The sequence below is a fragment of the Pseudomonas fluorescens genome (assembly GCF_001307155.1).
GTDB classification, from domain to species: domain Bacteria; phylum Pseudomonadota; class Gammaproteobacteria; order Pseudomonadales; family Pseudomonadaceae; genus Aquipseudomonas; species Aquipseudomonas helvetica.
This window is the reverse complement of the sequence record NZ_CP012830.1, coordinates 4,522,279-4,545,864: the sequence shown is the minus strand read 5'-3', so window position 1 is coordinate 4,545,864 and position 23,586 is coordinate 4,522,279. Positions and strand designations below refer to the sequence as shown.

Annotated in this window: 20 protein-coding genes and 4 tRNA genes; 3 read left to right on the top strand and 21 right to left on the bottom strand. The window is 59.5% G+C overall.

The features are described 5' to 3' along the window. Nucleotides 1-79 precede the first annotated feature (79 nt). A complete protein-coding gene (locus AO353_RS20730; RefSeq protein WP_054596636.1) occupies nt 80-496 on the bottom strand; it encodes a hypothetical protein in 417 nt (138 codons plus the stop codon). 302 nt (nt 497-798) lie between these two features. Then, a tRNA-Val gene (locus AO353_RS20725) sits at nt 799-875 on the bottom strand. 184 nt (nt 876-1,059) lie between these two features. On the opposite strand from AO353_RS20725, the gene AO353_RS20720 reads away from it, so the two are divergent. After that, a complete protein-coding gene (locus AO353_RS20720; protein ID WP_054596635.1) occupies nt 1,060-2,343 on the top strand; it encodes an NAD(P)/FAD-dependent oxidoreductase in 1,284 nt (427 codons plus the stop codon). Between the two features lie 239 nt (nt 2,344-2,582). On the opposite strand, the gene AO353_RS20715 is transcribed toward AO353_RS20720, so the two are convergent. From AO353_RS20715 to truA, 12 genes are all read right to left on the bottom strand, one after another. Next, nucleotides 2,583-2,659: transfer RNA gene (locus AO353_RS20715), tRNA-Asp, on the bottom strand. A 96-nt stretch (nt 2,660-2,755) separates the two neighbouring features. Then, nucleotides 2,756-2,832, bottom strand: a tRNA-Asp gene (locus AO353_RS20710). Nucleotides 2,833-2,889: 57 nt separating this feature from the next. After that, a tRNA-Val gene (locus AO353_RS20705) sits at nt 2,890-2,965 on the bottom strand. 160 nt (nt 2,966-3,125) lie between these two features. Beyond that, nucleotides 3,126-3,902 carry an SDR family oxidoreductase gene (locus AO353_RS20700; RefSeq protein ID WP_054596634.1) on the bottom strand — a complete coding sequence of 259 codons (777 nt, stop codon included), beginning with the start codon at nt 3,900-3,902 and terminating at the stop codon, nt 3,126-3,128. After that, entirely contained in the window at nt 3,899-5,110 is a 1,212-nt protein-coding gene (locus tag AO353_RS20695) for an O-succinylhomoserine sulfhydrylase (protein WP_054596633.1), read from the bottom strand. Before AO353_RS20695 ends, AO353_RS20700 begins: the two co-directional genes overlap by 4 nt. Nucleotides 5,111-5,176: 66 nt before the next feature. Then, nucleotides 5,177-6,682 (bottom strand): amidophosphoribosyltransferase, encoded by a 1,506-nt coding sequence (gene purF, locus AO353_RS20690; protein WP_054596632.1) that lies wholly within the window; start codon nt 6,680-6,682, stop codon nt 5,177-5,179. A 41-nt stretch (nt 6,683-6,723) separates the two neighbouring features. Then, a complete protein-coding gene (locus tag AO353_RS20685; protein ID WP_054596631.1) occupies nt 6,724-7,284 on the bottom strand; it encodes a CvpA family protein in 561 nt (186 codons plus the stop codon). Between the two features lie 98 nt (nt 7,285-7,382). Then, nucleotides 7,383-8,039 carry an SPOR domain-containing protein gene (locus AO353_RS20680; protein WP_054596630.1) on the bottom strand — a complete coding sequence of 219 codons (657 nt, stop codon included), beginning with the start codon at nt 8,037-8,039 and terminating at the stop codon, nt 7,383-7,385. After that, entirely contained in the window at nt 8,023-9,330 is a 1,308-nt protein-coding gene (folC, locus tag AO353_RS20675; RefSeq protein WP_054596629.1) for a bifunctional tetrahydrofolate synthase/dihydrofolate synthase, read from the bottom strand. Before folC ends, AO353_RS20680 begins: the two co-directional genes overlap by 17 nt. Further along, entirely contained in the window at nt 9,327-10,247 is a 921-nt protein-coding gene (gene accD, locus AO353_RS20670) for an acetyl-CoA carboxylase, carboxyltransferase subunit beta (protein WP_054596628.1), read from the bottom strand. The genes folC and accD overlap by 4 nt, the downstream gene beginning before the upstream one ends. A gap of 218 nt (nt 10,248-10,465) precedes the next feature. After that, nucleotides 10,466-11,089, bottom strand: coding sequence for a phosphoribosylanthranilate isomerase (locus tag AO353_RS20665; protein WP_054596627.1), 624 nt, complete (start codon nt 11,087-11,089; stop codon nt 10,466-10,468). 63 nt (nt 11,090-11,152) lie between these two features. After that, complete coding sequence (gene truA / locus AO353_RS20660) at nt 11,153-11,977, bottom strand: tRNA pseudouridine(38-40) synthase TruA (RefSeq protein ID WP_054596626.1); 825 nt, start codon at nt 11,975-11,977, stop codon at nt 11,153-11,155. Nucleotides 11,978-12,190: 213 nt separating this feature from the next. Here truA and AO353_RS20655 point away from each other — a divergent pair, with 213 nt between their 5' ends. Then, nucleotides 12,191-12,850: a M24 family metallopeptidase gene (locus AO353_RS20655; RefSeq protein WP_054596625.1), complete on the top strand. Its 660-nt coding sequence runs from the start codon at nt 12,191-12,193 to the stop codon at nt 12,848-12,850. A 226-nt stretch (nt 12,851-13,076) separates the two neighbouring features. Here AO353_RS20655 and AO353_RS20650 read toward each other — a convergent pair whose 3' ends face one another. The 7 genes from AO353_RS20650 to leuC all read right to left on the bottom strand — a co-directional run bounded on the left by AO353_RS20650 (nt 13,077) and on the right by leuC (nt 22,511). Then, entirely contained in the window at nt 13,077-15,698 is a 2,622-nt protein-coding gene (locus tag AO353_RS20650; RefSeq protein ID WP_054596624.1) for a FimV/HubP family polar landmark protein, read from the bottom strand. Nucleotides 15,699-15,904: 206 nt separating this feature from the next. Next, on the bottom strand, nt 15,905-16,915 hold the full coding sequence (locus AO353_RS20645; protein ID WP_054596623.1) for an aspartate-semialdehyde dehydrogenase: 1,011 nt from the start codon (nt 16,913-16,915) through the stop codon (nt 15,905-15,907). 284 nt (nt 16,916-17,199) lie between these two features. Then, a complete protein-coding gene (gene asd, locus AO353_RS20640; RefSeq protein WP_054596622.1) occupies nt 17,200-18,312 on the bottom strand; it encodes an aspartate-semialdehyde dehydrogenase in 1,113 nt (370 codons plus the stop codon). Between the two features lie 67 nt (nt 18,313-18,379). Beyond that, entirely contained in the window at nt 18,380-19,462 is a 1,083-nt protein-coding gene (gene leuB / locus AO353_RS20635) for a 3-isopropylmalate dehydrogenase (protein WP_054596621.1), read from the bottom strand. Nucleotides 19,463-19,527: 65 nt separating this feature from the next. After that, nucleotides 19,528-20,295, bottom strand: coding sequence for a class I SAM-dependent methyltransferase (locus AO353_RS20630; RefSeq protein WP_054596620.1), 768 nt, complete (start codon nt 20,293-20,295; stop codon nt 19,528-19,530). Nucleotides 20,296-20,436: 141 nt separating this feature from the next. Next, nucleotides 20,437-21,081 carry a 3-isopropylmalate dehydratase small subunit gene (gene leuD / locus AO353_RS20625; RefSeq protein ID WP_054596619.1) on the bottom strand — a complete coding sequence of 215 codons (645 nt, stop codon included), beginning with the start codon at nt 21,079-21,081 and terminating at the stop codon, nt 20,437-20,439. An 11-nt stretch (nt 21,082-21,092) separates the two neighbouring features. Then, nucleotides 21,093-22,511 carry a 3-isopropylmalate dehydratase large subunit gene (gene leuC / locus AO353_RS20620; RefSeq protein ID WP_054596618.1) on the bottom strand — a complete coding sequence of 473 codons (1,419 nt, stop codon included), beginning with the start codon at nt 22,509-22,511 and terminating at the stop codon, nt 21,093-21,095. Nucleotides 22,512-22,660: 149 nt separating this feature from the next. On the opposite strand from leuC, the gene AO353_RS20615 reads away from it, so the two are divergent. Beyond that, entirely contained in the window at nt 22,661-23,551 is an 891-nt protein-coding gene (locus AO353_RS20615) for a LysR family transcriptional regulator (protein ID WP_054596617.1), read from the top strand. Nucleotides 23,552-23,586: the final 35 nt, after the last annotated feature.

The window sequence follows — 23,586 nt, the reverse complement described above, 5'->3', positions numbered from 1 at the left end:
TGTCGAGCTGACACGAACAGGGAAGCACACCGCTGCACCTATGCACCTATGCACCGAACAATCGAAGCGATAATCGAGCCTATGAGACCTGCTTGCGAGAGGCAATCATCTCCTGACAACGATGTGCGACTTCAGGAGTTGATTCACCCAATGCCGAAAGCACTCGATACATCTCATTCGCATGCCGAAACGGATAGACCTCTAGATTCAGTGCAATGCGCACTTTGCGGATATCGCGCCCATCAAGCAGCCAGTTCTCAACGGAGCGAGTAATCGCCGCACCGTTGTCATCTGTTTGCCAGGCAAGCAGATCGAATAAGTCGGCAATCAACTCAAAAGGAACTGATCCAGGGATGTCGAGGAAAAGCCTGTCCGCAAGATCTTCCTCGCCAAGCGCAACTACAACAGCCCGCACCGCCTCAAAGGAATCAGAGTATTCACTCTCATCGCGCTCGCTCGAGATGATAGTGAGTGCCGTTTCAACAGTTGGGTGCATGGGTGAAATTCCTTTGCTGTCGATGCGGACGAAACTGCGGCCTATAACCGCCCACCCGCGTCAAACCATCCAGTTGGCAAGGTCGTTTATCGCGACGTCAGCACTACGGAGGGTTCGTAACGGCCCCAAGCCAGGCGCAGCCACTCAGTTGTGACATGGCCAAAATAAAGATGAGCTTGCGTAGCACGTAATTTCCTTATTACTTCTCCGTCGTGTTTCCCATCGACGCTATCGCGAAGCAACAAAAAAGGGCCCACCTTTCGGTGAGCCCTTCTAGACCGCCCAGCAGAGCGGATTTTGTTTGGTAGGCGCGATTGGACTCGAACCAACGACCCCCACCATGTCAAGGTGGTGCTCTAACCAACTGAGCTACGTGCCTGCTGTGAGGCGGCATTCTACGGAATTCCGTAGGGGTGTCAACACCTTTTTTTCACCTAACCCTATGAATATGCAAAATATTTAATTTTGGTACGGCAAAGAAGATATTCCGGGTAGCTGGCAGTCGATTTTTAACTCAGGTAGGATCGGGGCACTCGTAAAATATATTAAACAGAGGCTGCAGGATGGCGAACACCCCCTACCCGGAATCCTATTACGCGGCGTCGGCCAACGCCGCGCCGTTGCGCCCAATGCTGCAGGATGACGTAGAAACCGATATATGCGTTATTGGTGCGGGCTATACCGGCCTGTCCAGCGCATTGTTTCTACTGGAGAGCGGGTTTCGGGTGACGGTCCTGGAGGCAGCCAAAGTCGGCTTCGGCGCTTCGGGCCGCAACGGTGGCCAGATCGTTAACAGCTACAGCCGCGATATCGATGTGATCGAACGTAGCGTCGGCCCCAAGCAAGCGCAAATGCTCGGGCAGATGGCGTTCGAAGGCGGCAAGATCATTCGCGACCGAGTGGCCAGATACCAGATCCAGTGCGACCTGAAAGACGGCGGTGTGTTTGCAGCCATCACCAGCAAGCAGATGGGCCATCTGGAGTCACAGAAGCGCCTGTGGGAGCGCTACGGCCACACTCAGTTGGAACTCCTGGATAAGCGCCGCATTCGCGAGGTCGTCGCCTGCGATCAATACGTGGGCGGCATGCTCGACATGAGCGGCGGCCACATCCACCCGCTCAACCTGGCACTGGGTGAAGCCGCGGCCGTCGAGTCGCTGGGCGGGACGATTTACGAACAGTCACCCGCCATACGCATCGAGCGTGGCGCCAATCCGGTGGTGCATACGCCTCAAGGCAAGGTCAGGGCCAAATTCATCATCGTCGCCGGCAATGCCTACCTGGGCAATCTGGTTCCAGAGCTGGCCGCCAAATCAATGCCGTGCGGCACCCAGGTGATCACCACCGAACCCTTGGGCGATGAGCTGGCGAAGAGTCTGTTGCCACAGGATTACTGCGTCGAGGACTGTAACTACTTGCTCGACTACTATCGCCTTTCTGGCGACAAGCGCCTGATCTTCGGTGGCGGCGTGGTGTACGGCGCTCGGGATCCGGCGAACATCGAAGCGATCATTCGACCGAAGATGCTCAAGGCCTTCCCGCAGCTCGAGGATGTGAAGATCGATTACGCCTGGACCGGCAATTTCCTGCTGACCTTGTCGCGCCTGCCGCAGGTCGGACGCCTGGGCGACAACATCTATTACTCCCAGGGCTGTAGCGGCCATGGCGTGACTTACACGCACCTGGCAGGCAAAGTCCTGGCCGAAGCCTTGCGCGGCCAGGCAGAGCGCTTTGATGCCTTTGCCGACCTGCCGCACTACCCTTTCCCCGGCGGCCAGCTGTTGCGCACACCGTTTGCGGCGCTAGGCGCCTGGTATTACGGCCTGCGAGACAAGTTCGATTTCTGATTGAATGCCAGCACACTTGTAGGAGCACGGCTTGCCGGCGATGGCGTCATTGAAATCGCTATCGTCGGATCGCCGCCCGGAGCAAGCTTGGCTCCTACGCACGGCGGGAGCCAACATTCGGATTCCAAATTTCAGAAACAAAAAACCCCGGTCTTTCGACCAGGGTCTTTGCTATCGACTCGAAGTAGCCAGTGGCTCTCTTCGTGCTTCAAGGCGTTCAGTGGGCCTTGAGGCAGATATGGCGCAGCGGACGGGACTCGAACCCGCGACCCCCGGCGTGACAGGCCGGTATTCTAACCGACTGAACTACCGCTGCGTATCGCTCAGACTTGCGTCTGTGTGAACCTTTGTCGGATTGAAGAGCTAGTAAGCTTTTCAATCTCAAACCGGGAAAAACCCGATCTGGAAAATATGGCGCAGCGGACGGGACTCGAACCCGCGACCCCCGGCGTGACAGGCCGGTATTCTAACCGACTGAACTACCGCTGCGCGTCGGTGGAGGCTTTTTTACAGCTTCCTTCCTGCTTTCGCAAGACTCTCAAGAAGTGGTGGGTGATGACGGGATCGAACCGCCGACATTCTGCTTGTAAGGCAGACGCTCTCCCAGCTGAGCTAATCACCCTTTGCTTCTCTGAGGCCGCGAAATTTACGCAGATACCGAAGCTAAGTCAATAGCCTGCTTGAAGTTTTTCTGAAAAAGACAAAATCATGTCATCTCCTGGGGCGCCAATCCGCGACACCCTCAACCTCAAGCCTTCTCCAGCCCCGCCCCGGAACCTCGGTCAATCGCCATAAATCATTTTCTTGGTCATGCCACCGTCGACCACAAACTCCTGGCCCGTGACAAATCCGGCATTCTTCGACAGTAGCCAGGCCACCATCGCCGCCACATCCTCGACCGTCCCTACCCTGCCTGCCGGATGCTGAGCATGATCTGCATCACTCAGCGGTTCGGCACGCCGCGTCGCTGGATCACGCGTATCAATCCAGCCGGGACTGACTGCATTGACCCGAATCTCTGGCCCCAGGCTGATGGCCAAGGCGTGAGTCAATGCCAGCAAACCGCCCTTGCTCGCCGCGTAAGCCTCGGTATCCGGCTCCGACTGTGCCGCTCGGGTCGAAGCCAGATTGACGATGGCGCCGCTGTGAGCACGCAAGTAAGGCGCACAGTGCTTGGCCAGCAGCATCGGCCCACTGAGATTCACCGCCAACACCCGATTCCAGTACGCCAGATCGAGGCTTTCCAGCGTAATGTTGTGCGGATCGGCGACGGCCGCATTGCACACCAGCGCGTCGATGCGACCGAACTGCCCAAGCACCTCGGCAACGCCCTGAGCCACCTGCTGTTCATCGGCCACGTCCATGCCAATGAAGCAGGCGTTGTCACCCAGCACCTTGGCAACCTTCGAGCCGCGCGCACGGTCCAGATCGGTCAGAACCACCTGCCAGCCTTCGCTGACCAGCCAGGCGGCAATCCCCAGACCGATGCCGCGCGCAGCACCGGTAACCAGTGCAACCCGACCATTAGCGCCGCTTGCAGGCGCGGACAACTCGATCACAAGGCAGCCAGCCCGCGCGCCAGATCCGCTTGCAGGTCAGCCACGTCTTCGAGGCCGACCGCAATGCGGATCAAGCTGTCGCGAATCCCCGCCGCCTCACGCTCTTGCGGCGCCAGGCGACCGTGAGAGGTGGTGCTCGGATGGGTAATGGTGGTCTTGCTGTCACCGAGGTTGGCGGTGATTGAAATCAAACGCGTGGCATCGATAAAGCGCCAGGCACCGTCTTTGCCACCCTTGACCTCGAAACTCACCACGGCGCCAAAACCTTTCTGCTGACGCTGGGCCAACTCATGCTGCGGATGGCTCTTGAGGCCGGCGTAATGGACTTTCTCGATACCGTCCTGCTGCTCCAGCCACTTGGCCAGCTGCTGGGCATTGGCGCAGTGCGCCTTCATGCGCAGGTTCAACGTTTCCAGACCCTTGAGGAAGATCCAGGCGTTGAACGGGCTCAAGGTCGGCCCGGCGGTGCGCAGGAAGCCGACGATCTCTTTCATCTGCTCGCTACGACCGGCCACCACACCGCCCATGCAACGACCCTGGCCGTCGATGAACTTGGTAGCCGAATGCACGACCACGTCCGCACCGAGCTTCAGCGGCTGCTGCAAGGCTGGCGTGCAGAAGCAGTTGTCGACCACCAGCATCGCGCCCTTGGCGTGAGCGATTTTCGACAACGCAGCAATGTCCACCAACTCGGCCAAAGGATTGGACGGCGATTCGACGAACAGCAATTTGGTGTTGGCCTTGATTGCCGCGTCCCAGCCGGACAGCTCAGCCAGAGGCACATAATCGACTTCGATGCCAAAACGCTTGAAGTACTTTTCAAACAGGCTGATGGTCGAGCCGAACACGCTGCGCGAGACCAGCACATGATCGCCAGCACTGCACAGGCTCATCACCACTGCAAGGATCGCAGCCATACCAGTAGCCGTTGCGACTGCCTGCTCGGCACCCTCGAGAGCGGCAATCCGCTCTTCGAACGAACGAACGGTCGGGTTGGTGTAGCGCGAGTAAACGTTGCCCGGCACTTCGCCAGCGAAGCGTGCCGCCGCATCGGCAGCGGTACGGAACACGTAGCTCGAAGTGAAGAACATCGGATCACCGTGTTCGCCTTCCGGCGTACGGTGCTGACCGGCGCGTACGGCCAGGGTATCGAACGCTACGCCATCGAGGTCGCTGTCCAGCCGACCGGCATCCCACTCCTGACTCATGCTGTCACTCCTTGCCTTGTTCTTTATTGATAGATACAAAACCGGCCCCTCAGGGCCGGTAGAAACTCAGTTGTTGTACAGATCGATGATCGCACTGACTGCCTGCGTCTTGACCTTGGAGGCATCGTTACGTGCCTGCTCGATCTTGTTCAGGTAAGCCTCGTCGACATCACCGGTGACATACTTGCCGTCGAACACCGCACAATCGAAGTTCTCGATCTTGATCTTGCCGCCACCGACCGCTTCGATCAAGTCAGGCAGGTCCTGATAGATGAGCCAATCAGCGCCGATCAGATCAGCCACGTCTTGAGTCGTACGATTGTGAGCGATCAACTCGTGGGCGCTTGGCATGTCGATGCCATACACGTTCGGGTAACGCACGGCCGGCGCTGCCGAGCAGAAGTAGACATTTTTGGCGCCAGCTTCGCGAGCCATCTGGATGATCTGCTTGCAGGTGGTGCCGCGAACGATCGAGTCGTCCACCAGCATCACGTTCTTGCCGCGGAATTCCAGCTCGATAGCGTTGAGCTTCTGGCGTACGGATTTTTTCCGTGCGGCCTGGCCCGGCATGATGAAGGTCCGGCCGATGTAGCGGTTCTTCACGAAGCCTTCGCGGAACTTCACGCCCAGATGATTCGCCAGCTCCAGCGCCGCGGTGCGGCTGGTATCCGGAATCGGGATGACCACGTCGATGTCATGCTCCGGACGCTCGCGCAGGATCTTCTCGGCGAGTTTCTCACCCATGCGCAGGCGAGCCTTGTAAACCGAAACGCCATCGATGATCGAGTCCGGACGCGCCAGGTAGACGTGTTCGAAAATGCATGGAGTCAGCGATGGGTTGGTCGCGCACTGACGGGTGTGCAGCTTGCCGTCTTCAGTGATGTAGACCGCTTCGCCCGGCGCGAGGTCGCGAATCAGGGTGAAACCGAGCACGTCCAGGGAAACGCTTTCGGAGGCGATCATGTATTCGACGCCTTCGTCGGTATGACGCTGGCCGAAGACGATCGGGCGGATGCCGTGCGGATCACGGAAACCGACGATGCCGTAACCGGTCACCATCGCAACGACTGCGTAACCACCCACGCAACGGTTGTGCACGTCGGTGACGGCCGCAAACACGTCTTCTTCGGTTGGCTGCAACTTGCCGCGCTGGGCCAGCTCGTGAGCGAACACGTTGAGCAGCACTTCCGAATCGGAGTTGGTGTTGACGTGGCGCAGGTCAGATTCGTAAATCTCCTTGGCCAGCTGTTCAACATTGGTCAGGTTACCGTTGTGCGCCAGGGTGATGCCATACGGCGAGTTGACGTAAAACGGTTGAGCTTCGGCCGAAGTCGAGCTGCCCGCAGTCGGATAACGCACATGGCCAATACCCATGTGACCGACCAGGCGCTGCATGTGACGCTGATGAAACACGTCACGAACCAGACCGTTGTCCTTGCGCAGGAATAACCGGCCATCATGGCTGGTCACGATACCGGCAGCGTCCTGGCCGCGGTGCTGGAGGACGGTTAGCGCGTCATACAGCGCCTGATTGACGTTCGACTTACCGACGATACCGACGATGCCACACATGCGACGCAACCCCTACTTAATGAAACTGAACTGAACACATCTCACTGCGGCGTTTTGGCCGTCGGCAAGAGATGCTCCTTGAACGGTATGTCAGCGGGTACGCTGATACCGCTGGCCAGCCACTGACTGCTCCACCCTAATATGAGGTTTTTGGACCAGTCTGCAACCAATAGAAATTGTGGCACGAGCCTTGACTCCTGCCACCACTTATCCTGCTGTACCGGGCCCAGACTCAAGAGCCCGACGGCGGTGACCACCAGCAGCGCGCCACGCGCCGCGCCGAAGGCCATGCCAAGAAAACGGTCGGTCCCGGACAGGCCGGTGACGCGAACCAGTTCGCTGATAAGGTAATTGATCATTGCGCCCACTATTAAGGTGGCGACAAAAATGATGGCACAGCCCGCGATCACGCGAGCCGACGGTGTTTCGATGTATCCGGTGAGGTACTCGGACAGTGAGCCACCAAACATCCAGGCAACGGCTCCTGCGATGATCCAGGTCAGCAGCGATAAGGCTTCCTTGACGAAGCCGCGGCTCAAACTGATCAAAGCGGAGATGGCGACGATCGCGACGATCGCCCAGTCAACCCAGGTAAATGGCACAGTGCAGCCTACAGACGGATAAGGCGGCGCATTTTAGCAGAGCCCATGGCTGTCGGTAAGCTGCGATTGCAAGTGCATTTGAAATCAGTCAGTTAGCGTTAGCCGCGTTCAGGCTGAAAGCGAACGACAAAGCCCTTGAGGTTCTGCTGCCGACCCAGCAGGTCACGCAGGCGATCAGCCTCTGCACGCTCGATCAACGGACCGACAAACACCCGGTTCTTGCCATCGGCGGTACGGATGTAGGCATTGTAACCCTGGCTACGCAGGGTTTTCTGCAAGCTTTCGGCGCTTTCACGGCTCGACAGGCTGGCCAACTGCACCGACCAACTGACCGACAGGCCATTGGCATCGACGCGACTCTGGCTGGTGTCAGGCTTGCTCGGCGCCGCGGCGATCGGTTGCGCCGGCGCTGCTGCCGGTTTGGGCGCAGGCGGTGGCGTTACCGGTTTAGCGACAACCGGGGCTGGTGCGATGGGAGCGCTGGGGGCAACCGGCTTGGGCGGTGCTTGTTCGGCAGTAATCTCTTCATCACTTGGAACCGGCTCCTGCGGCAACGCTTGCGGCTCCGGCACCACCACGGGCTCGATCTGCACCTGCGGCATTGCCGGGGCTTGAGGTGCAGCCGGGGCATGAACCACCACCTGACGCTGCTCATCTTCCCGGGAAAACAGCATTGGCAAGAAAATCACCGCCAATGCCACCAGAACCAGAGCCCCAACCATCCGCTGCTTGTACGCGTTATCCAGCAAAGCCATGTGCAGCTTCCTCCGTGGAGCGCCGAGCCAACCATTCGAGGGCCTCGGCAACACAATAAAATGATCCGAACAGCAGAATTTCATCTTCTGCCGTTGCCAGCGCGCACTGCCCTTCCAGGGCATCGGCGACACTTGCATAGGATGTTACCGACGCCCCAAGGTTCTGCAACGCAGCCTGCAAATCCGCAACCGGACGTGCGCGCGCAGAATCGAGCGGGGCGACAGCCCAATGCTGGACACTACCACTCAATTCGCCGACAACTCCATCGAGATCCTTGTCAGCCAACAAACCAAATACTGCCAACCGTCGACCCGCTATTGGCCGGCGAGCCAAACGCTGGGCCAGATACTCGGCCGCATGCGGGTTATGACCCACATCCAGCATCAGGTTCAGGCGCTTGCCGTGCCAGTTGAACTGGCGGCGATCCAGACGCCCGACCACTTTTGTTGCTTTCAACGCAGCGACAATTTGCTCGGCCTGCCATGGCAAACCCAGCAACGCATAAGCCTGCAACGCCAGCGCGGCGTTTTCCATCGGCAGATCAAGCAGCGGCAAGTCGTGCAGTTCTATCGCACGCCCTTGGGGATCGACGCCCCGCCACTGCCAGTTCCGCTCGGTAACGCCCAAATCGAAATCACGACCCCGCAAGAAGAGCGGGCAATTGAGCTCGCGCACTTTATCCAGCAGGGGTTGAGGCGGATTGAGGTCACCACAGAGCGCAGGCGCGCCCTGACGGAAAATGCCGGCCTTTTCGAAGGCCACGGATTCGCGGGTATTGCCGAGGTAATCTGCGTGATCGACGCCAATACTGGTGACCAGCGCGACGTCGGCATCCACCAGATTGACGGTATCAAGACGTCCGCCGAGACCGACTTCCAGCACCACCGCATCCAGATCAGCACGCTGAAACAGCCAGAACGCCGCCAGAGTACCCACTTCAAAGTAGGTCAGGGAAATTTCACCGCGCCCAGCGTCGACTGCCGCAAAGGCTTCGCACAACTGCGCATCAGTGGCTTCGACGCCATTGATCTGCACCCGCTCGTTGTAACGCAGCAGGTGCGGAGAATTGTAGACACCGACCGTGAGCCCCTGCGCCCGCAGCAATGATGCCACGAACGCACAGGTAGACCCTTTGCCGTTGGTGCCGGTGACCGTGATCACCCGAGGCGCTGGCTTGCCCAATCCCATCCGGGAGGCTACCTCTTGCGAGCGCGCAAGCCCCATATCGATGGCTGACGGATGCAACTGCTCAAGGTAGGCGAGCCAGTCGCCAAGGGTACGTTCGGTCATAGGTTTGCAGGCACCGGCGGAACCACGATTGGCTCGACGGGCGCAGCCACGAACTCAGGCGTCGGCAGACCCATCAGTTGTGCCAGCAGGTTACCCAGACGCGGACGCAACTCCTGACGCGCAATGATCATGTCGATCGCGCCGTGCTCCAGCAGGAATTCGCTGCGCTGGAAGCCTTCCGGCAGTTTTTCACGCACGGTCTGCTCGATAACGCGCGGACCGGCGAAGCCGATCAGGGCTTTTGGCTCACCGACAATCACGTCGCCGAGCATCGCCAGACTGGCGGAAACACCGCCGTAGACCGGGTCGGTCAGCACGGAGATGAATGGAATGCCTTCTTCGCGCAGACGCGCCAGTACCGCGGAGGTCTTGGCCATTTGCATCAGCGAGATCAGCGCTTCCTGCATCCGCGCACCGCCGGAAGCGGCGAAGCAGATCATCGGGCAACGATTTTCCAGCGCATAGTTGGCCGCACGCACGAAGCGCTCGCCAACGATCGCGCCCATCGAACCGCCCATGAAGGAGAATTCGAACGCCGACACCACCACTGGCATGCCCAGCAGGGTACCGCTCATGGAGATCAGTGCGTCTTTTTCGCCGGTCTGCTTCTGTGCAGCGGTCAGGCGATCCTTGTACTTCTTGCCGTCGCGGAATTTCAGGCGGTCAACCGGCTCCAGGTCAGCGCCCAGTTCGGCACGGCCTTCGGCATCCAGGAAAATGTCGATCCGCGCACGCGCGCCGATGCGCATGTGGTGGTTGCACTTGGGGCAAACATCCAGGGTCTTTTCCAGCTCTGGACGATACAACACCGCCTCGCAGGACGGGCACTTGTGCCACAGGCCTTCAGGCACCGAGCTTTTCTTCACCTCGGAACGCATGATCGAAGGGATCAGTTTGTCTACTAACCAGTTGCTCATGCTTTCTTTCTCCAGTACCGGCGGCCCGAACGCTTTGGTTCGCAGCCCCGCGTATGCCCTTGAGCTAAATTCATGTGTGCGGCGATGGTCGGTGGATGGCCGGGTCAGCAAGACTGACCTTCGTACAACCCAACAACCCTCAGCCATGCCTGCCGTATGCAGTACACCTGTTTCGTACAGTGCAATGGACGGCGGCAGACTGCCAGCCGTCACATCGACTACACGCTAGTGCGCACTGCCTGTATAAACGCGCGAATCTTCGCGTGATCCTTGATGCCCTTGCTCTGTTCTACCCCACCGCTGACGTCCACCGCATACGGGTGAACCCGGGCAATGGCCTCGGCGACATTGGCCGCCGACAGCCCGCCTGCAAGGATGATCGGCTTGCTCAAACCTTGCGGTATCAATGACCAGTCAAAGGCCTCGCCGGTTCCGCCGGGAACACCTTCGACATAGGTATCGAGCAAAATGCCGCTGGCTTTAGCGTAAAGATCGCAACTGGCAGCGATGTCGTCGCCCGCCTTGACCCGCAATGCCTTTATGTACGGTCGATGGTAACCCTCGCAATCGGCCGGGGTTTCGTCGCCGTGGAACTGCAACAGGTCCAGCGGCACCGCGTCGAGAATCTCACCGAGTTCGCAGCGGCTGGCGTTGACGAACAAGCCCACCGTGGTCACGAATGGCGGCAACGCGGCGATGATCGCCCGAGCCTGTTGCACCGTCACTGCTCGCGGGCTTTTGGCATAGAACACCAAACCGATTGCGTCCGCCCCGGCTTCAACCGCTGCCAACGCATCTTCAATGCGGGTAATCCCACAAATTTTGCTGCGAACGGCTGACATGTCGTTTGAACCTCAGGGCAAATCCGGGAAAGTCCCGGATGGTAGCAAATGCATTCGAGGGCGTCAGCCGTCAAGTTCCGAGAAGCCGGTCAGGAAGTGCGGACCGATGTAACGCTCGGGCAACTCGAACTCGTCGCGGTACTCGACCTGCACCAGGTACAGCCCGAATGGATGGGCCGTGACGCCACCGGTACGGCGGACCCGGCTTTCCAGCACTTCTTTGGCCCACTCCACCGGACGCTCACCGGCACCGATGGTCATCAGCACGCCGGCGATATTGCGCACCATGTGATGCAGGAACGCACTGGCGCGGATATCCAGCACGATCATCTTGCCGTGCCGGGTGACGCGCAGGTGATGGATTTCCTTGATCGGCGACTTGGCCTGGCACTGTCCGGCGCGGAAAGCGCTGAAGTCGTGGGTACCGATCAGATGTTGCGCCGCCTCGGCCATGCGCTGGACATCCAGCGGCCGGTGATTCCAAGTGACCTCTTCGTTGAGGTGCGCCGGACGGATCTGATCGTTGTAGATCACATACCGATAACGCCGGGCAATCGCCTTGAAACGCGCATGAAAGTGCGCCGGCATGACCTTGGCCCAACTGACGCTGATGTCGTGCGGCAAGTTGATGTTGGCGCCCATGACCCAGGCCTTCAACGAGCGGTCGACTTGCGTATCGAAATGCACCACCTGGCCACAGGCATGCACGCCGGCGTCGGTGCGACCTGCGCAGTGCAAGGACACCGGCGAGTCCGCGACCTTCGACAGCGCCGTTTCGAGGGCTAGCTGCACGGTGGCCACACCGGACGCCTGACGCTGCCAGCCACGGTAGCGCGAGCCTTTGTATTCAACGCCCAACGCGATCCGGAAAAAGCCGTCGGCCGCCATTTCGGCGGCCGGGTTATCTATATTTGCCAAGGAATGACAGCCTGCTGATCTACGCAAAGGCGTGCATTATAAGGCCGCAGGGCCGGGACGCCATGTTCATGGTGTTTTTTGTTCGGGCCCCAATAAGCGATTTGACATTTGCATGCGCCGCCCGCAGTTTCGCTATATAGATAACCACATAACGAAAACCATAAACCTGACGAGACCCGACACATGAGCGCCATGCAAAAGGAAGCCGTTGGATTGGCCTACAGCCTGGAGGGAATGCTCCACGCCAAACGCAAGACCTGGGAGGCCATCGAAGAAATGGCTCGCCGGATAAAGCCCGGCATGCTCGAGTCCGAAGCCCTGCAGATGGGGCTTGAAGTACTGACCGAGCTGGGTATGGACCGCATCTGGCACCCGACCAAGATCCGCTTCGGCGAGAACACCCTGAAAACCTTCAAGCAGCCTTCGAGCGGCGATCCGGTGCTGGGTGAAAACGACATTTTCTTCATTGATCTGGGTGTTGTATGGGATCGCCACGAAGGCGACTGTGGCGCCACGTTCACCACCGGCAACGACCCTGAAATGCAGGCCTGTGCAGCGGCCGCCAAAACCCTGTTCGATCAGGTCCACGATTATTGGCGAACCTACCAGGTTGCCGGCCCCGAGCTGTATCGCTACGCAGAAGAACAGGCGCGCGAAATGGGCTGGGTGTTGAACCTGGACATCAAGGGTCACAGGGTCAGCGATTTCCCCCACGCAATCTATCGCGCAGGGGATCTGGGCTATTTCGACGCCTGCCCGAATGTGGGACTGTGGATCCTCGAAATCCAGCTGGCCCACCCTACCCGGCCGTTCGGTGCGTTTTACGAGGATTTGCTGGCTTAAGGTGATGCACTTGTGGCGAGGAAGCTTGCTCCCGCTCGATTGCGAAGCAGTCGTAAAGCCTTCTGGCGAGGAGTACCTGAAAGAATGCGATTGCAGATTTCGGGGTCGCTTCGCAACCCGGCGGGAGCAAGCTCCCTCACCACAGGTTATGTGACCAATCCCTAAACCCCCGAAACAAAAACGGCAGCCTCGATGGGCTGCCGTTTTCATTATGCGTTACCGGTCATCAGGCCATACGCGCCAACATGTCCTTGGCTTCGCTCTTCTGACCGTCATTACCCTCGCTGAGCACCTCACCGAGGATGTCCCGCGCGCCATCGTTGTCACCCATGTCGATGTAAGCCTGCGCCAGGTCCAGCTTGGTCGCAACTTCGTCAGTGCCCGAGAGGAAATCGAAATCGGGCTCACCCATCTCCATCTCCATCCCCGCCGCCGCATCTTCAGCGGTGAAGCTTGGCGCAGCGATAGGCGGATGCTCCAGGCTACCGGACAAACGATCCAGCTCGGCATTGACGTCGTCCAGTTCGGACATGAAGTCGTCCGGCTCAGGCTTGGCGGGAGCATCGATTTCATCTGCCAGGGACAGATCGAAATCGGCCGGCAACTCCAGATCATCAAGCGCCGCTTCAGTGACTGCCGGCGACTCGACTGCTGGCAGGTCTTTCAGATCGTCGTCGAGGTTGAGCAGGAACTCGTCATCGGCCAGCGTTGCATCCGGCACGTCGCCACCCAGATCAAGGTCGAAATCCGACAGATCATCCAGGCTGTCCTTGGCTTCGGTCTGCTGTTGCAGAACAGATTCGAAGCTCAGATCGTCATCGAGCGGAAAAGCGTCCAGATCCAGCGCCGGCTCCGGCGTCTCTGGCGTAACGACCGTTGGCGATGCGGCCTCCAGATCGTCCAGACTCAGATCGAAGGCGCTGTCGAAGTCATCATCGGCCGGTGCAGCTTCAGGCTCCGGCGCCTTGGGCTCCTCGTGCAGCAGGTCCTTGACGTACTGCGCATCCAGCTCGGCGGCAACCGCTGCGGCGGCGATGCCGCCAACAGCTGCCACGGCAACCATCGCCGGAAAGCGGCTTTTCAGCTGTTCAACGTCAGCATGATTTTTGCCATTGGCAACCAGCTGACGCTCTTGCGCCACGAACGCACTGCGATCGCCCTGCTGGCCGTAGACTTCCATCAGCTTCAAGCGCAGGTCGCTGCGTTGCGGCTCTTGCTTGATACCCTCTTCAAGCAGGCTGGCAGCCTGATTCAAACGCCCGGCATTGATGTGCGACTGGGCTTGCGCCAGGACATCGTCCGAACGCTCGGCCGCCGGCGCGACCAATGGTGCAGCAATCGGCGGCGTGACTACCACCGGCGCCACGACTGGAGCTGGAGCTGGAGGCGTTGCAAGCTTGACGACTGGCGGCGGCACTTCGAGGCCTTCGAAGCTGCTTTCCGGCAGATCGAAGTCTTGCGTCAAGTCCGACTCTTCAGCCAGTGCCTTCGCCATGCGCTTGTGCCTCTCGGCTTCCTGTTGAGCCTTGCGCCGACGCGCCAGCAACAACAGCAGCAACAGCACCACCACCGCACCGCCCCCCACCAGACCCAGGAGTATCGGATTGGTCAGCAGTTCGTTGTACTTTTGCTCGTCGCTCGCTGCCGGGATTGCCTGAATCGGCGCTTCGGCAGGCACTGCGGCCGGCGTTGCCTCTGGGACTACCGCGGGTGCAGGCGCCGCCGCTGGCTGGGTAACCAGATCAGCCGAGATCGGCGCCGAAGGTTGAGCTGCAGAGTTTTCCCCCGCGCCTTCTGCCTGCATCTTGGCCAATTGATTATTTTTCAGCTCGATCAAGCGCTGGAGTTTGTCCATCTGACTCTGCAAGTCAGTTATGCGGCTTTTCAGCTCGGCATTGTCACGACGAGTCGTATCGAGGCCTTCCTGGGCTACCGCCAGCTTATTGCTGATGGCCTTGCTATCGCCCGCTGCACCTTTACCACCTTTCTTGCCGGATTCGGCCGAGACCAGGCTCAACTTGTCCTTGGCAGTGCCTTGCGGCGCGACCACATCATGCCCACGCTTGGTTGCATCAAGCTGTTGCGCCTGCGCCCGGTGAACCGAGCGACGCCCCTGACGCCAGGCCGTGTTCTGCGCGGCGACTTCGGCAATGGCTTTAGGCTGTGGCAGGCTGGTGCTTTGTGTGGCGTCCGGCAGGCGCAAGACCTGACCGGTTTTCAGTCGATTGATGTTGCCATCGATAAAGGCGTTCGGGTTCAGTGCCTGAATCGCCAGCATGGTTTGCTGGATCGAGCCGCCATTGCGTGCTTTCGCGGCGATTTCCCACAAGGTGTCGCGCGGCGTCGTGACGTGCTGTTTAGGCTTGCTCGCGCCAGTCACTGGTGCGTTGATCGCCGGCGCTTGAGCCGGTGCGGATTGCGCAGCAGCGTCAGCCGTCTGCGGCGAGAATTTGGACGGATCGAGCAGTACGCTGTAGTCGCGCAGCAGTCGGCCGCTTGGCCACATCACCTGAACCAGGAATTTCACCATCGGCTCGGAGAGTGGCTGACTTGAAGTCACCCGCAGGATGCTTTTACCGCTGGCATTGAGCACTGGCGTGAACGTCAGGTCATTGAGGAACGCCTGACGATCAACCCCGGCCTTGGCGAAATCATCGGCCGACGCCAGGCTCGGCACCACTTCGGCAGCGGTGAGGTCCTTGACGTCGAGCAACTCGATTTCTGCCACCAGGGGCTGGTTCAGGGTCGACTTCAGGGTCAATTCCCCAAGCCCGAGGGCATGCGCCATACCGGAGGACAGCGCCGAGGCGGCCGCTATTGCTAACACCAGTTTGCGAACTTGAACCATAGCCTCATCCTTTGTTGAACTTTCCTCGGCAAGCGAGAAGGTGTTGATACCGCTGCCGTAAGGCATTGCGCGCAGCCTCGAAGAGTCTCTGCGCGCGCTTATTTCACTGATGCCCTTGGAAGCCCCTGATGGCGGCTCGCCTCCAGCATTCAGGCCTTGCGGCCTGTACGACTAGAATCTATTTGCAAATTGTTGCCAAGTATCTTTTACACAAGGTCTTTTATCAACAACTCAGCCACCTGCACCGCATTGAGTGCAGCGCCTTTGCGTACGTTATCTGACGTCAGCCACACGTTAAGTTCCGCCGGATCGTCGATACCGCTGCGAACCCGACCGACGTAGACCACGTCCTGCCCTACCGCATCGCCCACCGGCGTCGGGTAATCGCCCGCCTCGACCAGCTCGACACCCGGCGCCGCCTCAAGCGCAGCATTCACCGCCGCCAGGTCAACAGCCTTGGCTGACTGCAAGGTCACGCTAAAGCTATCGCCGAAAAACACCGGGGCTTGAATGCAAGTGACAGAAATCTTTAATAAAGGCTGCGCCATGACCTCGCGCAGCTCTCGAACCAGGCGTTTTTCCAGCAGCGTATGGCCCTGAGCATCCGGCGTGCCGACTTGTGCCAGCAGGTTGAAGGCCATTTGCCGATCAAAGAAACGCGGCTCCAGCGGGCGAACATTCAGCAATTCTGCTGTCTGCCGTGCCAGCTCGCTGACTGCTTCGCGGCCCTGAGCGGAAACGGCCAGGCTGGCAGTGACGGTCACTCGCTGCAGGTCGAGCAATTCGCGCAATGGCGCCAGCACCACGGCCAGGGTGGTGGCCGATGCACTTGGACTGCTTACCTGAAACGGCTTTTTCAAACCGGCCAGCACTTGGCTGTTAGCTTCCGGCACCACCTGCGGTGCCTGTTCCGCCGGCAAGGCACCGGACAAATCGATCAGCGCGCAACCGGCGGCCGTGGCACGCGGCGCAAAGCTCAGGGTGACCGCAGGACCGGCGGCGAAGAACACCAGCTGGACCTTGCTGAAATCAAATTCGTCGACTTCCCGCACCCGTACGTTCTTGCCGCGAAACGGCACCGAATGCCCTGCTGATTCACTGCTGGCCAGCAGGTGCAGGTTAGCCACCGGGAAGTCGCGCTCTTCAAGAATCTGGACGAGTGTTTCGCCGACAGTACCGGTGGCGCCGACGACGGCGATATCAAAGGACTGGCTCATGGATCTACCTCAGGCGAAACGGGGGGAGCGGCACTTTACCGGGTGACTGGCATGCAGGCAATTCACAGGGGAATTTGTAGTAGCTGCACCGGCCTCATCGCGGGCAAGCCTTGCTCCTACAGGTTATGCGTCGTGCAAATGGAATGCGGCCAACACAAACCTCGTAGGAGCAAGGCTTGCCCGCGATGGCGGCCGACCAGGCGACACAATCCCCCCCCCCGCTAACGGCCATAAAAAAACCCGCAGCTCTTTCGAGATGCGGGCTTTTTCATTACATCAGCGAATCAACGCTCCAGCAGAATCCGCAGCATGCGACGCAGCGGTTCGGCCGCGCCCCACAGCAGTTGGTCACCGACGGTGAAAGCACCGACGAACTGCGAACCCATGTTCAGCTTGCGCAGACGGCCAACCGGTACGTTCAGGGTGCCGGTGACCTTGGTCGGGCTCAGCTCTTGCATACTGATTTCGCGCTGGTTCGGCACCAGCTTGACCCATGGGTTGTGCTGGCTGATCAGCCCTTCGATATCGGCGATCGGCACGTCTTTGTTCAGCTTGATGGTCAGCGCCTGGCTGTGGCAACGCATGGCGCCGATGCGCACGCAGATGCCATCCACCGGGATCGGGCTCTTGAAGCGACCGAGGATCTTGTTGGTCTCGGCCTGGGCCTTCCACTCTTCGCGGCTCTGACCGTTCGGCAGTTCCTTGTCGATCCACGGGATCAGGCTGCCGGCCAATGGCACGCCGAAGTTTTCAGTCGGGTACGCATCGCTGCGCATCGCTTCGGCGACACGACGGTCGATGTCGAGGATGGCACTGGCCGGATCGGCCAGTTGATCGGCGACAGCTGCGTGGGTCACACCCATTTGCTTGATCAGTTCACGCATGTGCTGCGCGCCGCCACCGGAGGCCGCCTGATAGGTCATGGCACTCATCCACTCCACCAGACCGGCTTCGAACAGACCGCCCAGGCCCATCAGCATCAGGCTGACGGTGCAGTTGCCGCCGATGTAGTTCTTGGTGCCCGCGTCGAGTTGCTGGTCGATGACCTTGCGGTTCACCGGGTCCAGAACGATGACCGCGTCATCCTGCATGCGCAGGCTGGAAGCGGCATCGATCCAGTAACCCTGCCAGCCGGCTTCGCGCAGTTTCGGGAAGACTTCGCTGGTGTAGTCGCCACCCTGGCAGGTCAGAATCACGTCGAGGGTTTTCAGCTCTTCAATGCTGTAAGCGTCCTTGAGCGGAGCAATATCCTTACCCACGGACGGGCCTTGGCCACCCACATTGGAAGTGGTGAAAAACACCGGCTCAATAAGATCGAAATCCTGCTCTTCCAGCATCCGCTGCATGAGCACGGAACCGACCATACCGCGCCAACCGATCAGACCTACACGTTTCATCGCAACTACACCTTTTACAAAAAGTGGGCTCGCTTGCCGGCATCAGCGACAAGCGGGGCCAGAGAGATTACAGATTCCGCAGCGCTGCGACTACTGCGTCGCCCATTTCCTGCGTACCTACTTTCACGCAACCCGGCGACCAGATGTCACCTGTGCGCAGCCCTTGGTCCAACACCAGGCTGACGGCCTTTTCGATAGCGTCTGCGGCCACCAGCTGGTTGAAGCTGTATCGCAGCATCATCGACACCGACAGAATCGTCGCCAACGGGTTGGCGATGCCTTTACCGGCGATGTCCGGCGCCGAACCGTGGCACGGCTCGTACATGCCTTTATTGTTGGCATCCAGCGAGGCCGACGGCAACATGCCGATGGAACCGGTGAGCATCGAGGCTTCGTCGGACAGGATATCGCCGAACAGGTTATCGGTGACGATCACGTCGAACTGCTTCGGTGCACGCACCAGCTGCATGGCGGCGTTGTCGACATACATGTGGCTCAGCTCGACATCCGGGTAGTCCTTGGCCACTTGCTCGACGATTTCGCGCCACAGCTGGCTGGACGCCAGAACGTTGGCCTTGTCGACCGAGCAGAGCTTCTTGCCGCGTACGCGCGCCATGTCGAAACCGACGCGGGCGATACGGCGGATTTCACTTTCGCTGTATGGCAGGGTGTCATACGCCTGACGCTCGCCATTCTCCAACTCGCGCACACCACGCGGCGCACCGAAGTAGATACCACCGGTCAGTTCACGGACGATCAGAATGTCCAGGCCTGCGACGATTTCGGCTTTCAGGCTCGACGCTTCAGCCAGTTGCGGGTACAGGATCGCCGGGCGCAGGTTGCCGAACAGACCCAGTTGCGCACGAATCTTCAACAAGCCGCGCTCTGGACGAATGTCACGCTCGATGGTGTCCCATTTCGGACCGCCCACCGCACCCAGCAGCACCGCATCGGCAGCACGCGCGCGGGCCAGGGTTTCGTCGGCCAACGGCACGCCGTGCTTGTCGATGGCCGCGCCGCCGATCACGTCGTGGCTCAGCTCGAAATCCAGTGCGAACTTGTCGTTGGCCAGTTCCAGCACCTTGACCGCTTCGGTCATGATTTCCGGGCCAATACCGTCACCTGGGAGAATCAGAATCTGCTTGCTCATGCGTTCCTCATGTCATCAGTCGGCGCGCTCATGGGCGCGCCCGGAAAAATTCCAGCGCTCAGCGCTTATCGTTCAGCCATCAGCACCAGCACATCGGTGCTGAACGAACCATCGGCTTCAATCTCGAAATACTCGCGAACTTCGTTGCCCATCGCCTGCTGCAACTCGCGGATCGCCACGCGCAACGCCTGGGGTGTACGCATGCGCTCGACCCAGGAGTTGTACTCCAGGCGCAGCCGCTGGCGCGTGGTGCTACGGGTATGCAACCCCGCCTCGCTGACCTGGCGCAACCACTCCCCGGCGGAATAATCACGCACGTGGCTGGTGTCGCGCAGTACTTCAACACTTTGCAGGTAAGTGTCGAACAACGGACTGCCCGGCGACAAGACATCAATAAATACTGCTACCCCACCCGGCCTGAGCACTCGGCGCACTTCGCGCAAGGCCAAGCCAAGGTCGCTCCAATGGTGCGCCGAATAACGGCTGAAGACGAAATCAAATTCACCCTCGGCAAACGGCAGGCGCTCCGCCGCACCGAGCACGGTGGTCACATTGTTCAGACCACGATCAACTGCGGCGCCAGCTACCACGTCGAGCATCTGCTGCGACAGGTCATAGGCGACCACTTCCTTGACCAGCGCAGCCACATGAAAACTCACATGACCGGCGCCGCAGCCCAGGTCCAGCACCCGCGCATCACTGCGACCCGCCAGCTCGGCCTGTAGCAGTGCGAATTCGGTGCCCTGTGCGTGTACTGCACTGCTCAGGTAGGCGGCAGCCTGTTCACCGAATTGCTTTTGTACTACGTCGCTGTGCTGGGCGGTGCTGGTCATGATGACTTCCTTAAGGGGTGAGTCTTGAGTTGTTTGTGCGGGCCCCATCGCGAGCAAGCCTTGCTCCTACAAGAGCAACGCATTCATTCCCATGCAGGAGCCGAGCTTGCTCGCGATGGTGTCATTACGCCTTACACACAATCACGCGTCGCGAAACAACCATGGCTGGCTGGCGCGGTGCCTGGCTTCGAACGCGGCAATCGCATCGCCGTCCTGCAAGGTCAGGCCGATATCGTCCAGGCCGTTGAGCAGGCAGTGTTTGCGGAAAGCATCGATTTCAAAACTCAGGACCTTGCCGTCAGGACGGGTCACGGTCTGGGCCTGCAAGTCAATCTGCAACTGGTAGCCCGGATTGGCTTCCACTTGCGCAAACAATTCGTCGACTTCAGCGTCGCTCAGGATGATCGGCAGCAAGCCGTTCTTGAAGCTGTTGTTGAAGAATATGTCGGCGTAGCTCGGCGCGATGATGCTGCGAAAACCGTACTCTTCCAGGGCCCACGGCGCGTGCTCGCGGCTCGAACCGCAGCCGAAGTTTTCCCGGGCGAGCAACACGCTGGCACCTTGATAACGCTCGGCGTTGAGCACGAAGTCCTTGTTCAGCGGACGCTTGGAGTTGTCCTGATACGGTTGCCCGACATCCAGGTAACGCCACTCATCGAACAGGTTCGGACCGAAACCGGTGCGTTTGATCGACTTCAGGAACTGCTTGGGAATGATTTGGTCGGTGTCGACGTTGGCACGATCCAAAGGCGCGACAAGACCAGTGTGCTGGGTAAAAGCTTTCATGCTGCGCTCCTTCAGATCAATTCACGGACGTCGACGAAACGACCGTTGACAGCGGCGGCGGCGGCCATTGCCGGGCTCACCAGGTGCGTACGGCCACCGGCGCCCTGACGGCCTTCGAAGTTACGGTTGGAGGTCGAGGCGCAATGCTCGCCGGACTCCAAACGGTCCGGGTTCATTGCCAGGCACATCGAGCAACCCGGCTCACGCCATTCGAAACCGGCTTCGAGGAAAATCTTGTCCAGCCCTTCAGCTTCGGCTTGCGCCTTCACCAGGCCCGAACCCGGCACCACAATGGCTTGCTTGATGGTCGAAGCCACTTTGCGGCCCTTGGCGATCACTGCCGCAGCGCGCAAATCTTCGATCCGCGAGTTGGTGCAGGAGCCAATGAACACGCGGTCCAGTTGAATGTCGGTGATCGCCTGATTGGCGGTCAAACCCATGTACTTCAAGGCGCGGACGATCGAGTCGCGCTTGACCAGATCCATCTCTTTAGCCGGGTCCGGCACGTTCTGATCGACGGCGAGGACCATTTCCGGGGACGTGCCCCAGCTGACTTGCGGCTTGATCTGCGCAGCGTCGAGTTCAACGATGGTGTCGAACTTGGCATCCGCATCGGACACCAGGTCTTTCCAGGCTTCGACAGCCAAGTCCCACTCAGCGCCTTTCGGTGCAAACGGACGACCCTTGACGTAGGCAACGGTCTTTTCGTCAGCAGCCACCAAACCAACTCGCGCACCGGCTTCGATGGACATGTTGCAGATGGTCATGCGGCCTTCGACCGACAACTCGCGAATCGCGCTACCGGCGAATTCGATCGCGTGGCCGTTACCGCCAGCGGTGCCGATCTTGCCGATGACAGCCAGGACGATATCTTTGGCGGTCACGCCGAACGGCAAGGTGCCTTCAACGCGGACCAACATGTTCTTCATTTTCTTGGCGACCAGGCACTGGGTGGCGAGCACGTGCTCGACCTCGGAAGTGCCGATACCGTGAGCCAATGCGCCGAAAGCGCCGTGGGTCGAGGTATGGGAGTCACCGCAGACCACGGTCATGCCCGGCAAGGTTGCGCCCTGCTCCGGGCCGATGACGTGGACGATGCCTTGACGCACGTCATTCATCTTGAATTCGACGATGCCGTATTCGTCACAGTTGTCATCGAGGGTCTGAACCTGCAAACGCGAGACTTCGTCAGCGATGGCAGCAATGCCGCCCTTGCGCTCAGGAGTCGTCGGTACGTTGTGGTCCGGGGTCGCGATGTTGGCATCGATGCGCCACGGCTTGCGCCCGGCCAGACGCAGACCTTCGAAGGCCTGCGGCGAGGTCACTTCGTGAATGATGTGGCGATCGATGTAGATCAGCGCCGAACCATCGTCGCGCTGCTTGACCAAATGCGAATCCCAGAGCTTGTCGTAGAGCGTTTTGCCGGCCATCAGACGTTTCCTCATCAGCTTGTTTCTATGCCCTGGATTACTGAAGCGAATCAATAACCCCTTGGCTTGTGAGGTCGATCCTATGGGGTTACATTAAATAACTCAAATTCATATTTTTCATGCTTTGGATAACCAACTGGAATACGACCATGGACCTGGCCAACCTCAATGCTTTTATAGCCATTGCCGAGACCGGCAGCTTTTCCGGCGCGGGCGAACGGCTGCACCTGACCCAGCCAGCCATCAGCAAGCGTATCGCCGGGCTGGAGCAGCAACTCAATGTACGGCTGTTTGATCGACTGGGCCGCGAAGTCAGCCTGACTGAGGCCGGACGCGCCCTGCTGCCGCGCGCTTATCAGATTCTGAATGTGCTGGATGACACGCGCCGGGCGTTGACCAACCTGACTGGCGAAGTGACTGGCCGCCTGACCCTGGCGACCAGTCATCACATTGGCCTGCACCGCCTACCACCCTTGCTACGGGCGTTCACCCGACGCTATCCCGAGGTCGCGCTGGATATTCAGTTCCTCGATTCGGAAGTCGCCTACGAGGAAATTCTTCACGGCCGCGCCGAACTGGCGGTGATTACCCTGGCACCCGAGCCGCACGCGCTGGTGAAAGCCACGCCGGTATGGGACGACCCGCTGGACTTTGTGGCGGCCCCCGAACACTCGCTGATCAGTAACGGTGCGGTCAGCCTGGCCGATATCGCCCGTCATCCGGCGGTTTTCCCCGGTGGCAACACCTTTACCCACCACATCGTGCAACGACTTTTCGAAGCCCAGGGGCTGACGCCGAACATCGCGATGAGCACTAACTATCTGGAAACTATCAAGATGATGGTTTCCATTGGCCTGGCCTGGAGCGTGTTGCCGCGCACCATGCTCGATGATCAAGTGGCACGCATTCCTTTACCGGGCATACAGCTCACTCGCCAGCTAGGCTATATCGTGCACACCGAACGGACGCTGTCGAATGCTGCACGGGCTTTCATGGCCTTGTTGGACGCACAAATCGATTTGCCACGGACTCACGGCTAACTTGTGCTAATCCTTTAAGGTTGAAATTCCCAGCG

Bases quoted from the DNA above. Each gene is read 5' to 3' on its own strand.
- AO353_RS20695 (WP_054596633.1), bottom strand. From the start codon at position 5,110: ATGAGTCAGGAGTGGGATGCCGGTCGGCTGGACAGCGACCTCGATGGC.
- leuC (WP_054596618.1), bottom strand. From the start codon at position 22,511: ATGGCCGGCAAAACGCTCTACGACAAGCTCTGGGATTCGCATTTGGTC.
- leuD (WP_054596619.1), bottom strand. From the start codon at position 21,081: ATGAAAGCTTTTACCCAGCACACTGGTCTTGTCGCGCCTTTGGATCGT.
- truA (WP_054596626.1), bottom strand. From the start codon at position 11,977: ATGGCGGCCGACGGCTTTTTCCGGATCGCGTTGGGCGTTGAATACAAA.
- AO353_RS20645 (WP_054596623.1), bottom strand. From the start codon at position 16,915: ATGAGCCAGTCCTTTGATATCGCCGTCGTCGGCGCCACCGGTACTGTC.
- asd (WP_054596622.1), bottom strand. From the start codon at position 18,312: ATGAAACGTGTAGGTCTGATCGGTTGGCGCGGTATGGTCGGTTCCGTG.
- AO353_RS20680 (WP_054596630.1), bottom strand. From the start codon at position 8,039: ATGGCTTTGCTGGATAACGCGTACAAGCAGCGGATGGTTGGGGCTCTG.
- AO353_RS20665 (WP_054596627.1), bottom strand. From the start codon at position 11,089: ATGTCAGCCGTTCGCAGCAAAATTTGTGGGATTACCCGCATTGAAGAT.
- AO353_RS20650 (WP_054596624.1), bottom strand. From the start codon at position 15,698: ATGGTTCAAGTTCGCAAACTGGTGTTAGCAATAGCGGCCGCCTCGGCG.
- AO353_RS20630 (WP_054596620.1), bottom strand. From the start codon at position 20,295: ATGACCAGCACCGCCCAGCACAGCGACGTAGTACAAAAGCAATTCGGT.
- AO353_RS20730 (WP_054596636.1), bottom strand. From the start codon at position 496: ATGCACCCAACTGTTGAAACGGCACTCACTATCATCTCGAGCGAGCGC.
- folC (WP_054596629.1), bottom strand. From the start codon at position 9,330: ATGACCGAACGTACCCTTGGCGACTGGCTCGCCTACCTTGAGCAGTTG.
- purF (WP_054596632.1), bottom strand. From the start codon at position 6,682: ATGTGTGGCATCGTCGGTATCGTCGGTAAGTCGAACGTCAATCAGGCG.
- AO353_RS20720 (WP_054596635.1), top strand. From the start codon at position 1,060: ATGGCGAACACCCCCTACCCGGAATCCTATTACGCGGCGTCGGCCAAC.
- leuB (WP_054596621.1), bottom strand. From the start codon at position 19,462: ATGAGCAAGCAGATTCTGATTCTCCCAGGTGACGGTATTGGCCCGGAA.
- AO353_RS20615 (WP_054596617.1), top strand. From the start codon at position 22,661: ATGGACCTGGCCAACCTCAATGCTTTTATAGCCATTGCCGAGACCGGC.
- accD (WP_054596628.1), bottom strand. From the start codon at position 10,247: ATGAGCAACTGGTTAGTAGACAAACTGATCCCTTCGATCATGCGTTCC.
- AO353_RS20655 (WP_054596625.1), top strand. From the start codon at position 12,191: ATGAGCGCCATGCAAAAGGAAGCCGTTGGATTGGCCTACAGCCTGGAG.